The sequence below is a fragment of the Exiguobacterium sp. s102 genome, from assembly GCF_018618635.1.
Taxonomy (GTDB): Bacteria; Bacillota; Bacilli; order Exiguobacteriales; family Exiguobacteriaceae; genus Exiguobacterium_A; species Exiguobacterium_A oxidotolerans.
Genome location: NZ_JACSML010000001.1, coordinates 809,765 through 823,737, shown reverse-complemented (window position 1 = coordinate 823,737; position 13,973 = coordinate 809,765). Strand labels below are relative to the sequence as shown.

At 47.8% G+C, this 13,973-nt stretch carries 11 protein-coding genes; all 11 read right to left on the bottom strand.

From position 1 onward, the window contains the following. Window positions 1-65 precede the first annotated feature (65 nt). Complete coding sequence (pnp, locus tag KNQ02_RS04010; RefSeq protein ID WP_214807330.1) at window positions 66-2,285, bottom strand: polyribonucleotide nucleotidyltransferase; 2,220 nt, start codon at window positions 2,283-2,285, stop codon at window positions 66-68. Window positions 2,286-2,422: 137 nt separating this feature from the next. Beyond that, window positions 2,423-2,692, bottom strand: a complete 270-nt coding sequence (gene rpsO / locus KNQ02_RS04005; RefSeq protein ID WP_023468676.1) for a 30S ribosomal protein S15 — start codon at window positions 2,690-2,692, stop codon at window positions 2,423-2,425. A gap of 123 nt (window positions 2,693-2,815) precedes the next feature. Continuing rightward, the gene (locus KNQ02_RS04000) at window positions 2,816-3,745 is read right to left on the bottom strand and encodes a bifunctional riboflavin kinase/FAD synthetase (protein WP_159172422.1); all 930 of its coding nucleotides are present in this window, start codon (window positions 3,743-3,745) and stop codon (window positions 2,816-2,818) included. A 16-nt stretch (window positions 3,746-3,761) separates the two neighbouring features. Next, a complete protein-coding gene (gene truB / locus KNQ02_RS03995; RefSeq protein ID WP_214807328.1) occupies window positions 3,762-4,670 on the bottom strand; it encodes a tRNA pseudouridine(55) synthase TruB in 909 nt (302 codons plus the stop codon). Between the two features lie 56 nt (window positions 4,671-4,726). Continuing rightward, window positions 4,727-5,068 (bottom strand): 30S ribosome-binding factor RbfA, encoded by a 342-nt coding sequence (gene rbfA / locus KNQ02_RS03990; protein WP_029330730.1) that lies wholly within the window; start codon window positions 5,066-5,068, stop codon window positions 4,727-4,729. 35 nt (window positions 5,069-5,103) lie between these two features. After that, window positions 5,104-7,278, bottom strand: coding sequence for a translation initiation factor IF-2 (gene infB, locus KNQ02_RS03985; protein WP_029330732.1), 2,175 nt, complete (start codon window positions 7,276-7,278; stop codon window positions 5,104-5,106). A gap of 15 nt (window positions 7,279-7,293) precedes the next feature. Beyond that, window positions 7,294-7,596, bottom strand: coding sequence for a YlxQ family RNA-binding protein (locus KNQ02_RS03975; protein WP_029330734.1), 303 nt, complete (start codon window positions 7,594-7,596; stop codon window positions 7,294-7,296). Beyond that, on the bottom strand, window positions 7,589-7,858 hold the full coding sequence (gene rnpM / locus KNQ02_RS03970; protein ID WP_029330736.1) for an RNase P modulator RnpM: 270 nt from the start codon (window positions 7,856-7,858) through the stop codon (window positions 7,589-7,591). The genes KNQ02_RS03975 and rnpM overlap by 8 nt, the downstream gene beginning before the upstream one ends. A gap of 3 nt (window positions 7,859-7,861) precedes the next feature. Beyond that, window positions 7,862-8,974, bottom strand: a complete 1,113-nt coding sequence (gene nusA, locus KNQ02_RS03965; protein ID WP_029330738.1) for a transcription termination factor NusA — start codon at window positions 8,972-8,974, stop codon at window positions 7,862-7,864. Window positions 8,975-8,990: 16 nt separating this feature from the next. Beyond that, complete coding sequence (gene rimP / locus KNQ02_RS03960; protein WP_088837345.1) at window positions 8,991-9,458, bottom strand: ribosome maturation factor RimP; 468 nt, start codon at window positions 9,456-9,458, stop codon at window positions 8,991-8,993. Window positions 9,459-9,587: 129 nt separating this feature from the next. Continuing rightward, a complete protein-coding gene (locus KNQ02_RS03955) occupies window positions 9,588-13,859 on the bottom strand; it encodes a PolC-type DNA polymerase III (RefSeq protein WP_371816403.1) in 4,272 nt (1,423 codons plus the stop codon). Between the last annotated feature and the right edge of the window lie 114 nt (window positions 13,860-13,973).

The following is a 13,973-nucleotide window of genomic DNA, read 5'->3' as shown; positions in this document are numbered from 1 at the left end:
CTCCTGAATCGGAAACAAGGTGGCCCTCGTTGCGACATCCGCACCGTTGAGCCACCTTGTTTTCATTAGTTACGACGTGGTGGACGTTGTCCTTCACGTGGTGGGCGAGATCCTGTATCCCGACGTGGCGGGCGGTTGTCACGCTCTGTTTTTTTCTTTTCATCGTATGCTGCACGGTCTTCCGCGCTCATTCCTTCAACGAGAAGGATTTTATGTGAGGCGTTGACACGACCTTTATCATCAACTTCTGTGACACGGACTTTCAGCTTGTCGCCGAGTTTGACGACATCTTCCGTTTGACCGACACGATCAAGTGCAAGCTCAGAGATGTGGACGAGTGCGTCTTTTCCTTTGAACAACTCAACGAACGCTCCGAATTTCTCAATCCGGCGGACTGTCCCGTCAAACTCTTCACCGATGACGACTTCACGAACGATGTCCTCGACGAGTTGACGTGCACGATTAATGCCATCTTGATCTGTCGATGCGATAAAGACCGTACCATCTTGGTCGATATCAATCTTGACGCCTGTTTCATCGATGATCGCATTGATGACTTTACCGCCGGGTCCAATCACATCACGGATTTTATCCGGATTGATTTTGAGGGTAACGATTTTCGGTGCATATTTCGACAACTCGACACGTGGTTCTGCAATGATCGAATTCATGTGTTCAAGAATGTGCAAACGGCCAAGGCGTGCTTGTTCGAGCGCCTCTTCAAGAATTTGACGCGTGATGCCGCCAATCTTCATATCCATTTGTAAAGCAGTTACGCCATCTTTTGTTCCTGCGACTTTAAAGTCCATGTCGCCGAGGTGATCTTCCATACCTTGAATGTCTGTTAAGATTGAATAATTTTCGCCTTCTTTAATTAATCCCATCGCGATTCCTGCAACTGGTGCTTTAAGCGGGACACCGGCATCCATCATCGCGAGGATTGATCCACAGATTGAGGCTTGTGATGAAGATCCATTTGATTCAAGCACTTCCGAGACGAGACGAATCGTATACGGGAAATCTGTTTCTGACGGCAAGACAGGCTGTAAGGCACGCTCTCCAAGTGCTCCGTGACCAATTTCACGACGACCTGGTGCACGCATTGGACGCGCTTCCCCGACTGAGAACGGCGGGAAGTTGTAATGGTGCATGAACCGTTTTTCTTCTTTCAAACCAAGTCCATCGATGATTTGTGCGTCTCCAGCGACACCAAGCGTCGCGACAGACAAGACTTGTGTTTGACCACGTGTAAAGAGTCCAGAACCATGAGCACGTGGCAAAAGACCGATTTCTGAGTCGAGCGGACGAATTTCAGCAAGTCCACGACCATCCGGACGTACTTTATCTTCTGTGATGAGACGACGAACTTCCGCTTTGACGAACTTATTCAATACACCAGAAACTTCAGCAAGTTGTGCTTCCGTGACCGACTCGTCGGCTGCGTAAAGATCAATATATTTTGAGATGACTTCGTTGATCGCGACGTCACGCGCTTGTTTTTCTTCGACTTGAACCGCTGTCGTGACTTCTGCTAATGCTTCCGTCTTCAGACGCGCAACAAGTGCTTCATCAAATGATGACACCGTGTAGGCAAATTTCTCTTTCCCGACGGCAGCAACGATTTCCTCTTGGAACGCAATCAATTCTTTGATGACGTCATGTCCGAGAAGAATCGCTTCGAGCATCGCTTCTTCCGGTACTTCCTTCGCACCGGCTTCGACCATGTTGACGGCATGTTTTGTCCCTGCGACTTGTAAATCGATATCGCTTGCTTCCGACTGACTTGCCGTTGGGTTGATGATGAACTCTCCATCAACGCGACCAATCGTCACACCAGCGATTGGACCGTCAAACGGAATATCCGAGATGGAAAGGGCAATCGAAGCACCAATCATCGCTGCGACTTCTGACGAGTTGTCCGCATCTGAAGAAAGAACTGTCGTCGCGACTTGAATGTCATGACGGAATCCTTCTGGGAAGAGTGGACGAATCGGACGGTCAATTAATCGTGAAGTTAAAATCGCGTTTTCTCCAGGACGGCCTTCACGTTTTAAAAAACCTCCTGGAATTTTACCTGCTGCGTATAATTTTTCTTCATAGTTCACTGTTAATGGGAAGAAATCCAAGTCTTTCGGTTGCTTCGACGCAACGACTGTTGCGAGGACGGCTGTCTCGCCATAGCGAATCATCGCTGCCCCGTTCGCTTGTTTGGCCAGTTGACCGATTTCAATTGTTAAAGTACGTCCACCGAGTTCGGTCGAAAACGTCTGTTTTGTTTGTGACATGCACAAATCTCCTCTCACTACTATCCGTTTTTTCATTCAAATCTAATTATGTAGGTTCTTGCGCCAAATGTCCACGAATCGGCAAAAAAAAGAAACAGGAGACAATGCTCCTGCTTCCACTTGTCCTTTTAGTCGGATTAGCGACGAAGACCAAGACGCTCGATCAATGAACGGTAACGAGCAACATCCTTGTTACGAAGGTATGTGAGCAAGTTACGGCGACGACCGACCATTTTCAAGAGACCACGACGTGAGTGGTGATCCTTTTTGTGTGTGCGTAAGTGATCGTTCAAAGTTGTGATCTGTTCAGTTAAAACAGCAACTTGTACTTCCGGCGAACCAGTATCGCCTTGTTTCGTAGCATAAGCTTCGATAATTTCGTTTTTACGTTCTTTAGTGAGTGCCATTGTCACTCCACCTCCATCTTTTGAATGACCGTATTGCCGAGCATCGGATGGTGAGACCTGATGCCAAGTCAATCGGCTGTACGTGATCGTACTGACTTATCATAACGAACCGCTATTCTTCTGTCAAACGTTTAAACGACGTGCCGCTTCGATTTTATCTTGAGCGAGTTGTGCTTTTAAGCTCTCGATCCCGTCGAATGCCCGTTCGTCACGTAAATAGGCGATCCACTCGAGTTTTAATTCTTGACCGTATAAATCTTCGTCAAACTGAAGTAAGTGGGTTTCCACACTGACTTCTCCTGTTTCATAAAAGGTCGGTCTCCGTCCGATGTTCGTCATCGCGGGGAATGTCCGTCCATCTTCTAAATGGACATGTGTCGCGTATACCCCGAGTTTCGGAATGACATACGCAAACTCCGGACGGATATTAGCAGTCGGAAAGCCGATTTGTCTTCCTCGTGCATCTCCATGAATGACTGTCCCTTTAATTTGATACGGTTCCCCGAGTAAACTGGCTGCCGCTTCGACTTCACCAGCCGCTAACAGCTTTCGAATCCGCGTCGAACTGACTTTTTCATCATCTGCTTGCTGTTCAGCGACAGTCGTGTGTGTGAATTGACCGCGACTATGGAAATCGAGTGTTGCCATCTTTCCAGCTCCGAATCGTCCGTAAGAATAGTCAAATCCGGCGACGATATGTTTCGCACCCGCCGCAATCAAGTACGTATCGACGAACTCTTGCGGGGACAACTCGGAAAACGCAATCGTGAACTCAATCACGTAAGCCCGGTCGATTCCGAGGTCCGCCATCTTCTCGAGCTTTCGATCAAGCGGGGTGATGTAACGGATTTGATCGTCACTTTTTCCGAGGACCTGCTTCGGGTGCGGGTCAAACGTCATCACAGTGACAGGGAGATTGAGCTCCTCGCCTTTCTCGATTGCCGTTTGCAAGACATGTTGATGCCCTAGGTGAACCCCATCAAAGAATCCAAGTGCAATGACTCCCGACTCCGCTACCGGTTTTTCCGGATATGTTAAATGAATGATTTCCATCCCTATCTCTCCGATCTTAATCGATTTGTAACATGACCTCGACACGCCCCATATTGATTTCAGGGTCTCGGCGATAAATCGCTAACGGTACGTCCTCTTCATTATAGACAGTAAACAGTTCGAATTCATCCGGAATGCTTGCAAGCTTTGCTCCGTTTAAAACCCGAGCTGCCGTTTCAGCGTCAACAGTCATCCGTGGCCACTTTTGAATGACTTGTTCAATTGGTAAAACGTACGCCATCCGCTCCTCGACCGTCTCACAGCCTTCGAGCATCGCAAGTGTGACCGTATCACCCTCTTCAATCGCACCCGACGCCGTTCGTCGCAAGTGACTCATGTGCGCTGCATAACCGAGCAACTCTCCGATTTGAACAGCGAGCGTCCGGATATAGGTTCCTTTTCCGCAGGCAATCTTCATGTGAAAGCGGCACGTGTTGTGATCGAACGTCAAAGGAGACGTTCGTTTTAATTCGTGAATCTCAACGACGCGCGTTGGTCGTTCGACTTCGATTCCTTTTCGTGCATATTCGTATAGCTTTCTTCCATTGACTTTAACAGCAGAGTAGTACGGCGGGGTCTGTTCGATTTGCCCAGTCAATTGCCCGAGAACTAAATCGATTTGCGCTTCCGTCACTGCCCCTTGCATCACGCCAGTCGTCTCGACCGTTTCCCCATGGGCATCTTCTGTCGTCGTCGAAAAACCAAGCGTCACTTCCGCTACATACCGTTTTCCTTCATCCGTGATGAACCGCGCAAGTTTTGTCGCCCGTCCTAAACAAATCGGTAAGACGCCTGTGACTTCAGGATCAAGCGTGCCGGTATGTCCGACTTTCTTTGTTTGAAACAAACGGCGCAATTTAAATACACAATCGTGACTCGTCATACCCGCTGGTTTGTCTAACGGTAGTACACCAATCGGTTCCATCTCTCATCATCTCCTAAAAAAAGGGCAACCACGCCTGTGGTTGCCCTGTTCATGTGTCAATCTTTGTTCAAGTTCCGGAGCAACTCATCAATCCGCGATCCATACTCGACCGATGTATCAATCTCGAACATCAATTCAGGAGTTTTGCGTAACCGGATGCGTGACCCAATTTCTTTACGCATGAATCCTTTTGATTTTTCAAGACCGATCCGTGCCTCTTCGCGTACTTTCTCGTCACCAAGCACTGAATAAAAAATCGTTGCTTGCTGTAAATCACCCGTCACTTCGACACCTGTTACGGTAATCGCTTTGACACGGGGATCATTGACGTCTTTGATGAGCATTTGCGTAATCTCTTTACGAACTTGTTCTGCAACACGATTTGAACGTACACTCATGTGAATTCCCTCCAGTTCGGATATTCTCCGTTCTGTTACTTCCGTTTTACTTCTTCCATGATGAAGGCTTCGATAACGTCATCGACTTTGATGTCGTCATATTTCTCAATCTTGATTCCACATTCGTAGCCGGTTGCGACTTCTTTGACGTCGTCTTTAAAGCGACGTAGTGTATCAAGTTTCCCTTCATAAATAACGATGCTGTCACGGACGACACGAACACCTGCTGCACGTGTCAGCTTACCTTCAGTCACGTAACCACCAGCAATCGTTCCGACTTTCGAAACTTTGATGACGTCACGGACTTCAGCTTGTCCAATGATTTTCTCAACGAATTCAGGATCAAGTAACCCTTTCATCGCTTGTTCGATTTCTTCAATCGCATTGTAGATGATTTTGTGAAGACGAATCTCAACTTTTTCTTGATCTGCCATTGATTTCGCGTTGCCGTCTGGACGGACGTTGAAACCGATGATGATCGCGTTCGCTGCTGAAGCGAGGATGACATCACCTTCTGTGATGGCACCAACACCTGAGTGAACGATGTTGATTTTAACGCCTTCGACATCAATTTTCTTGAGTGAACCAGCGAGGGCTTCGACTGAACCTTGAACGTCACCTTTGATGATGATGTTTAAGTCCTTGACTTCGCCTTCTTTGATACGATCAAAGAGATCTTCGAGGCTGACTTTCGCCGAATCGCGACGTTGTGCTTCGATTTCACGTTGGTAACGTGCTTCACCGATTTGACGCGCTTTTTTCTCATCTTCAAACGCGAAGAATTGATCACCGGCTTTTGGTACATCGTTTAAGCCTGTAATTTCGATTGGTGTTGATGGACCGACTTCTTTCACACGGCGACCGATATCGTTGACCATTGCCCGGATACGACCGAACGTATGACCGACGACGACTGGATCTCCAACGCGAAGTGTCCCGTGCTGGACGAGTAACGTCGCAACCGGTCCACGACCTTTATCGAGTTTCGCCTCGATGACCGTACCACGCCCGTGCATTTCTGGTGTTGATTTGTATTCTTGAACTTCTGAGACGAGAAGAATCATTTCGAGTAACTCATCGATTCCTTCGCCTTTAAGAGCAGAAACCGGTACGAAAATCGTATCGCCGCCCCAATCTTCCGCAACGAGTTCGAACTCTGTCAATTCTTGCTTGACGCGGTCCGGATTCGCTCCTTCTTTATCCATCTTGTTGACGGCAACGATGATTGGTACGCCTGCTGCTTTAGCGTGACTAATCGCTTCTTCCGTCTGTGGCATGACACCATCATCTGCTGCAACGACGATGATTGCGATATCCGTCACATCTGCACCACGTGCCCGCATCGTTGTAAACGCTGCGTGACCTGGTGTATCGAGGAATGTGATTTTTTTGTTATCGATTTCAACTTGATATGCTCCGATGTGCTGCGTAATCCCACCTGCTTCGCCCGCTGTTACTTTCGTATTACGGATCGAGTCAAGAAGTGTTGTTTTACCATGGTCAACGTGACCCATGATCGTAACGACAGGAGGACGTTCCGAGAGTTCGTAGTTATCAAGGTCGAGTTCATACGCATCGAAATCCGTTTCGTCGACTTGGACTGATTTTTCAACTTCGAAACCGAAGTCTGATGCTAGCAATTCAACCGTCTCATCGTCGAGATCTTGGTTGATTGTCGCCATGACGCCCATGCCCATCAATTTCATGATGAGTTCGTTTGGTTTTTTCGCCATTTTTTCAGCAAGTTCACCGACCGTCAAGTTATCCGCGTATTGAACGACGTTCGCCATCGCTTCTTCTTGTGCACGGCGTGCTGCTTTCCGTTGACTTGATTTCGAGTTCGGGTCAGCGACTTCTAACTTGCGTGGTTCTGCTTTTTTCTGGTTCGGACGACGTTTTCCACCGCGGTTGTTGCGGTTTCCGAATTCTGGACGTCCGCCTTTTGTATTACGTGATTGATTGCCTGCTGGTTTATTAGTAGTAGTTCCTGGTCTGTTCGGTTTATTGTCTGATTTCACTTGTTTTGGAGCCTCCGTTTTTTGAGCCCGATGTTTCTCGGGATTAAATACTTTGTCGAGTTGCTGTACTGTCTGTTCATCTAATACTGCCATATGATTCTTGACGGGTTTCTCAAGCTTTTCAAGCTGTGCGATGACCTGCTTACTTGTTACGTTTTGTTCCTTAGCGAATTCGTATACACGTTTACCCAAAGGATCCACCTCCAATTAGTCGTTCGAGAGGAGTTCAGTTAGCTTTTTCGCAAATCCGGCTTCATTGACTGACACGACAACACGCGCATCTTTCCCTAGTGCATGGCCAAGAATCGAACGATCCCCGACTTCAAGATATGGGACATGATAACTTGTACATTTATCCGTAACCTTTTTACGCGTGGCAGCCCCCGCATCTGCTGCTAAGAGGACAAGCTTCGCTTGTCCTCCCCGTACTTCTTTCAGCACGAGTTCTTCTCCAGTCGTCACTTTCCGCGCTCGGTTCGCGAGACCAAGTAGCGATTCCCATTTACTCATGTATACCTCCCGCGATCTCAAGCAATTGATCATATAATTCATCTGTCGTCTTGACTTTTAAATGATGATCGAGCGTTCGCTTCTTTTTCGCCTTAGTAATGACAGCTACATCTTTCGTTAAATAGGCACCTCGCCCATTCATCTTACCATTAAGATCGATGACAACCTCACTGTCAGGTGTTCGAACGACGCGAATTAGCTCTTTTTTGGTTTTCATTTCTTGTGTGATGACGCATTTACGTAAAGGTACCTTCTTTTGCACGAATTATTCCTCGCCTTCGACTTGGACCGCTTCCACGTCAACTGCTTCATCTTTAAGGAACACATCACGAAGACCCATCGATTCTGCTTCTGACTCACTCTTGATATCAATTTTCCATCCCGTCAGTTTCGCCGCAAGACGTGCATTTTGTCCGCGTTTCCCGATTGCGAGTGACAATTGGAAATCAGGCACGACGACGATTGTCGCCTTCGCCGGTTCGTTGACATACACGCCGACGACTTGAGCAGGACTCAAGGCATTGGCCACATATTCTTTCGGATCATCGGAATAGCGAACGATGTCAATTTTTTCACCGTTCAATTCGTTGACGATGTTTTGAACACGTGCCCCTTTTTGACCGACACACGCACCAACCGGGTCGATATCATCTGACGCGACCGCGATTTTTGAGCGATCTCCGGCTTCACGCGCAACAGATTTCACTTCGACTTCGCCATCAGCGATTTCCGGCACTTCAATCTCAAACAAGCGTTTGAGTAAGCCGGGGTGTGTCCGTGATACAAGAATCGATGCGCCAGACCCTTTCACCATTGGGTCGACTTTCGTCACGTATACTTTGATGTATTCCCGAATACCGAACCGTTCATTCGGCATTTGTTCATGTGTTGATAGAACCGCTTCGATTCCCTCGAGATTAACATAGAGGTTACGTGCGTCTTGGCGTTCGACCATCCCCGTCATGATTTCATCTTCACGATCCGCAAAGTGATTGTAGATGCGCTCGCGCTCTGCTTCACGCATTTTTTGTGTGACGATTTGTTTTGCCGTCTGTGCCGCGACACGTCCGAAATCTCCCGGTGTGACTTCAACTTTATGGAAGTCTCCTAGTTCATAGGTCGGATCGATTTCATGCGCTTCTTCTAGCGAAAGTTGCTCTTCCGGTTGTGTCAACCGTTCGACGACTTCCTTCAGTGCAAAGACACGAATCTCTCCTGTTTTTTGGTCGAACTCAACCTTGACTGCCTCCGACTCTTTACCGAAGTTCCGGCGGTAAGCTGAAATCAATGCTTGTTCTAACGCATCGATGATGATGTTCTTATCGATTTCTTTTTCTTTTGCAATTTGCTCGATTGCTTCGAGTAGCTGTGGTCCCATCGTTCTCTTCCTTTCCTTAGAACAGTACCGCAAGTCGCGCCATCGCGATCTTGGTCACCGGTATTTCAATTTTCAATTTTCGTGTTTTTACGCGGACTTCGATTTCAAGCATTTCGTCGTTATACGCAAGTAACGTTCCTTCAAATTCGGTAGCATCTTTAACCGGATCATTCGTTTTGACGTAGATATGTTTACCAATCGCCTTTTCGAAATCTTCCGCTTTTTTGAGTGGTCGTTCTGCACCTGGACTGGCAACATCTAGATAATAGGGTTCGTCAATCGGATCATCATTATTCAATGCTTCCGATAACTGTTCGTTGATGTTGACACAATCTTCAAGGTCAACGCCACCTTCCTTATCGATGGAGACACGTAGGAACCAATCCGCCCCCTCTTTGACGAATTCGACGTCGACAAGCTCCATCCCCTCTCGTTCCACGATTGGTTTTGCGAGCGCCTCGACCTTCTCAGTTACGTTCGTCATCTTCATCCTCCTTCAAAAAACAAACAAGAAAGGAGCAGGTCCCCCTACTCCTTCCAAGTCGTAGTATAAAAAACATTTCCTCACTCAATATAGCATAATGAACCGCTCTAAGCAAGTCTCCGCCTGGCTTTACAGGTCAAATAACGAAAGCTGGTTCTCGTCCGGAAGACCTTCGAGACAACCAAGATTGTCGAGCGTTTCGATAATCGTTTTCGATAATTTGGCACGTTTCTGTAAATCTTCTTTCGACAGGAACTCGCCACCTTTTCGGGCCTCGACGATTTGTTTTGCCGCATTTGTTCCGAGCCCTGTCACGGCGTCGAACGGTGGTAACAGCGAATCACCTTCAATTAGGAATTCACTGGCGCTCGACTTATACAAATCGACTTTTTGGAACGTAAAGCCGCGTTCAATCATCTCAAGCGCAATTTCAAGAACCGTATAGAGTCCTTTATCCTTCGCCGTCGCCTCGAATCCTTTATCTTTGATATCTTGTAAAACTTTTCGGACGGCAGCTGTTCCTTTGTTCATCGCGCCGATGTCAAAGTCACCCGCTCGGACCGTGAAGTACGATGCGTAGTAGTACATCGGATGGTGGACTTTGTAATAGGCAATCCGGACCGCCATCAAAACGTAAGCTGCAGCGTGGGCTTTCGGGAACATGTACTTGATTTTTTTACACGAGTCGATGTACCAAAGGGGTACACTGTTTTCAATCATCGCTTCTTCCATCTCAATCGAGAGCCCTTTTCCTTTACGGACGGATTCCATGATTTTAAAGGCAAGCGACGGCTCAAGACCGGCATAAATCAAGTAGACCATGATGTCATCCCGGCAGCCGATGACGTCTTTCAGTTCACAGGTTCCGTTATAAATCAACTCACTGGCATTCCCGAGCCAAACGTCCGTTCCGTGCGACAGACCGGAAATCTGGACGAGTTCCGAGAACGTCGTCGGTTTCGTTTCTTCAAGCATCTGTCGAACGAACTTCGTCCCGAACTCTGGAATCCCGAGCGTTCCGGTTTTCGAATCAATCTGTTCCGGTGTGACACCAATCGATTCCGTCGAACTGAAAATTTTCATGACCTCGGCGTCATCGACGGGAATCGTTTTCGGATCACGACCGGATAAATCTTGCAGCATCCGAATCATCGTCGGGTCATCGTGTCCGAGAATATCAAGTTTCAGTAGATTATCGTGAATCGAGTGGAAGTCAAAGTGTGTCGTTTTCCATTCCGATCCCATATCGTCCGCCGGGAACTGGATCGGACTGATATCATAGATGTCCATGTAGTCCGGGACAACGATGATACCGCCGGGGTGCTGTCCTGTCGTCCGCTTGACACCTGTCACCCCGCTGACGAGCCGGTCGACTTCCGCGTTACGGTAATTTAAATCATTTTCCGACTGATACCCCTTCACATACCCATAGGCTGTTTTTTCGGCGATCGTCCCGATCGTCCCTGCACGGTAGACATAATCATCCCCGAACAAGACTTTCGTATAGGCATGGGCTTTCGGCTGGTACTCCCCACTAAAGTTCAAATCGATATCCGGTACTTTATCCCCCTTGAACCCAAGGAACGTTTCGAACGGGATGTCGTGTCCGTCTTTCGTCAATGGAATTTGACACGTCTTACATTCCTTATCCGGTAAATCGAATCCGGATCCGACCGACCCATCATCGAAGAACTCGGATTCTTGACAGTTCGGACAGACGTAATGCGGCGGTAATGGATTAACTTCCGTGATCTCCGTCATCGTCGCGACGAGACTCGATCCGACAGAACCACGCGATCCGACAAGGTACCCATCATCAAGCGATTTTTTTACGAGTTTATGCGAAATCAAATAGATGACGGCAAAACCATGGCCGATGATTGATTTCAATTCCTTTTCGAGTCGGGCTTCGACGATTTCCGGTAACGTCTCCCCATAAATTTTATGTGCCATGTCGTAGGACAGATTGCGAACCTCATCATCAGCACCGTCAATTTTAGGAGTAAAGAGATCTTTCGGGATGATATCGATGTTTTCGAACATCTCAGCGACTTTCTGACTATTCGTGACGACAAGACGTTCTGCAAGATCCGGTGCAAGGAACCGGAAGTCTTCCATCATTTCCTGCGTTGTCCGGAAATGAGCCGGGGGAAGCTGTTTCCGCATGTTGAGCATATTTGCCCCACCTTGCGTCCGAATCAAAACTTCACGGTACGTCGCGTCATGGCGATCGAGATAATGTACGTTCCCTGTCGCGACCGGCAGGATGTCGTTTTCTTCTGCGACCCGGATGACTTTTTTGATCAACTCACGAAGTTCGAGTTCATTTTGAACGATTTCCCGCTCGATTAAATGACCGTACATCGCCGGCGGCTGAATTTCGATGAAATCATAAAACTGCATGACCTTCGCTAAATCTTCATCCGATTTATTGAGCGCCGCATCAAACACTTCCCCATTGTCACACGCAGAGCCGATGATTAAACCTTCCCGGTGCGCAACGAGCTGCGAACGTGGCGTCCGAACGACACGATGGACGTGTTTCGTATGCGCAAGCGAGATGAGCTGGTAGAGATTTTTTAGCCCCGTCCGATTTTTAGCATAGACGGTCGCATGATATGGACGCGTCCGAGAAATGTCTTTTCCCATCTCCCGGTTGAGCGACAAGTGCGTTGTCATGTTGAACATCTCATCTGCCATTTGCAATAACTTCAACATCAAGTAGCCGGTTGCTTCCGCATCATAAATCGCACGGTGATGTTGTGTCAGTTCGATATCAAACCGTTTCGCGAGCGTATTCAAACGGTGATTCTTCAGTGTCGGCATCAAGACACGTGCCAGTTCAAGCGTATCGATAACGGGCAATGTCGATTCGTCATGTTCACCAGAACGAAGCGTCGCATTCAAAAATCCGATGTCAAAGGCCGCATTATGGGCGACAAGAATCGAATCCCCCGCCCAGTCCATGAATTCCTTGACGACTTGTTCCGGATCCGGTTTCCCACGGACCATGTCATCGGTGATGCCCGTCAAATCGATCGTCGTCGCAGATAATAAGTGTTTCGGATCAGCGAATGCTTCGAATTTATCAATCACGTCTCCGTCATAAATTTTCACGGCAGCTAATTCGATGATTTTGTTATACATCGCTGATAATCCGGTTGTCTCGACGTCAAAGACGACGAACGTCGCGTCCTCAAGACTGCGATCGACCGGGTTATAGGCAACTTGGACACCATCATTGACGACGTTCGCTTCGATTCCATACAATACCTTAATGTCATTTTTCTTTCCGGCATAATAGGCATCCGGGAAGCTTTGCGCTCCCGCGTGATCTGTGATGGCGACGGCCGGGTGTCCCCAAGCAGCAGCACGTTCGACGTACTTCGTCACGTTCATGACAGCATCCATCTGACTCATTTGCGAGTGCGCGTGCAATTCGACACGCTTCTCACCTGTCCAAGGGTCACCCGGAAGTTCAACCTTCACTTCAGACAATTGTGCAATCATCATACAGAGATCGCGGAGGAAGGTGTCGAACTCGACTCGTCCAGCCACTTGAATCCACATGCCTTTTTTAATTGCTGATAGGACTTTGACGTCCGTTTCATCTCGTGCAAACATCTTGACGACAAGCGAATCGGTATAGTCGGTCAATTTAAACGTAAAGATCGTTTTTCCACTTCGTAATTCCCGGCTCTCTGCTGAGAAGACAAGTCCCCGAATCGCAATCCGACGTTCTTCATCTTGAATCGTCTTAATCGGCACGATTTCATCTTGAATCGGTTTTCCGATCCGAATGTCGACCGGTCCCTCATCATCATCGCGCGACTGCTCACGTTTGAATTGAAGCTCGAGCATCCGTTTCGCTTCCTCGATGTCCTCTTGTTTGACTTGATTGCGTAATGCCTCTTGCGTCGATTGATCCATCTGGACAATCGGTTCACAAACAAACTTCGGAAATCCATAGGCACCGTATAATAATTGCATCTCTCCACACAGATCATTCTTTAAAAAACCAGCTTCCGGTTCACTCCGAACAGGGATGAAGAGTTTATTTTCCCTAAACTCTGGCAAAACACGACTGAGCTGGGTCCGCATCGCTGCAGACGCATCAGCTAAATCCTGAACGACGTACGGCCAGTAGTCGATGAAAAGTTTGCTTTCCGGACGATCGTCCGAAACGAGGTTTAATTTGACTTCCGCAAATTGTTGATAACGACTCGTCAAACGACTGAAAAACATCTGATAGACGTTTTGCGGCAAAATCTTCGGAATTCGAATTTGGAACGTCCACGTTGAATTGCTTTTATTGACACGGAGCTTCTCAAGGGTAGCCCCCGTAAAATATTCTTCAGTAATTCCTGTCGGTAAATCTAAATCACTCATTAAAAGCGACATGCGTTGTTGTGTATCCACTCGCAATTGTGCTGTCCTATCGCATCACACCGTGACAGCAACTCCTCCTCCTCTTGCAGATTGCCCAAGGGGCGAATGGGTGTGAGACAAGAAAAC

What these genes read in the sequence shown, in the direction of transcription:
- rpsO (WP_023468676.1), bottom strand. Translation starts at nt 2,692, where the DNA reads ATGGCACTCACTAAAGAACGTAAAAACGAAATTATCGAAGCTTATGCT.
- KNQ02_RS03975 (WP_029330734.1), bottom strand. Translation starts at nt 7,596, where the DNA reads ATGAGTAAATGGGAATCGCTACTTGGTCTCGCGAACCGAGCGCGGAAA.
- truB (WP_214807328.1), bottom strand. Translation starts at nt 4,670, where the DNA reads ATGGAACCGATTGGTGTACTACCGTTAGACAAACCAGCGGGTATGACG.
- KNQ02_RS04000 (WP_159172422.1), bottom strand. Translation starts at nt 3,745, where the DNA reads ATGGAAATCATTCATTTAACATATCCGGAAAAACCGGTAGCGGAGTCG.
- pnp (WP_214807330.1), bottom strand. Translation starts at nt 2,285, where the DNA reads ATGTCACAAACAAAACAGACGTTTTCGACCGAACTCGGTGGACGTACT.
- rimP (WP_088837345.1), bottom strand. Translation starts at nt 9,458, where the DNA reads ATGACGAACGTAACTGAGAAGGTCGAGGCGCTCGCAAAACCAATCGTG.
- rbfA (WP_029330730.1), bottom strand. Translation starts at nt 5,068, where the DNA reads ATGAGTGTACGTTCAAATCGTGTTGCAGAACAAGTTCGTAAAGAGATT.
- nusA (WP_029330738.1), bottom strand. Translation starts at nt 8,974, where the DNA reads ATGGGACCACAGCTACTCGAAGCAATCGAGCAAATTGCAAAAGAAAAA.
- KNQ02_RS03955 (WP_371816403.1), bottom strand. Translation starts at nt 13,859, where the DNA reads ATGTCGCTTTTAATGAGTGATTTAGATTTACCGACAGGAATTACTGAA.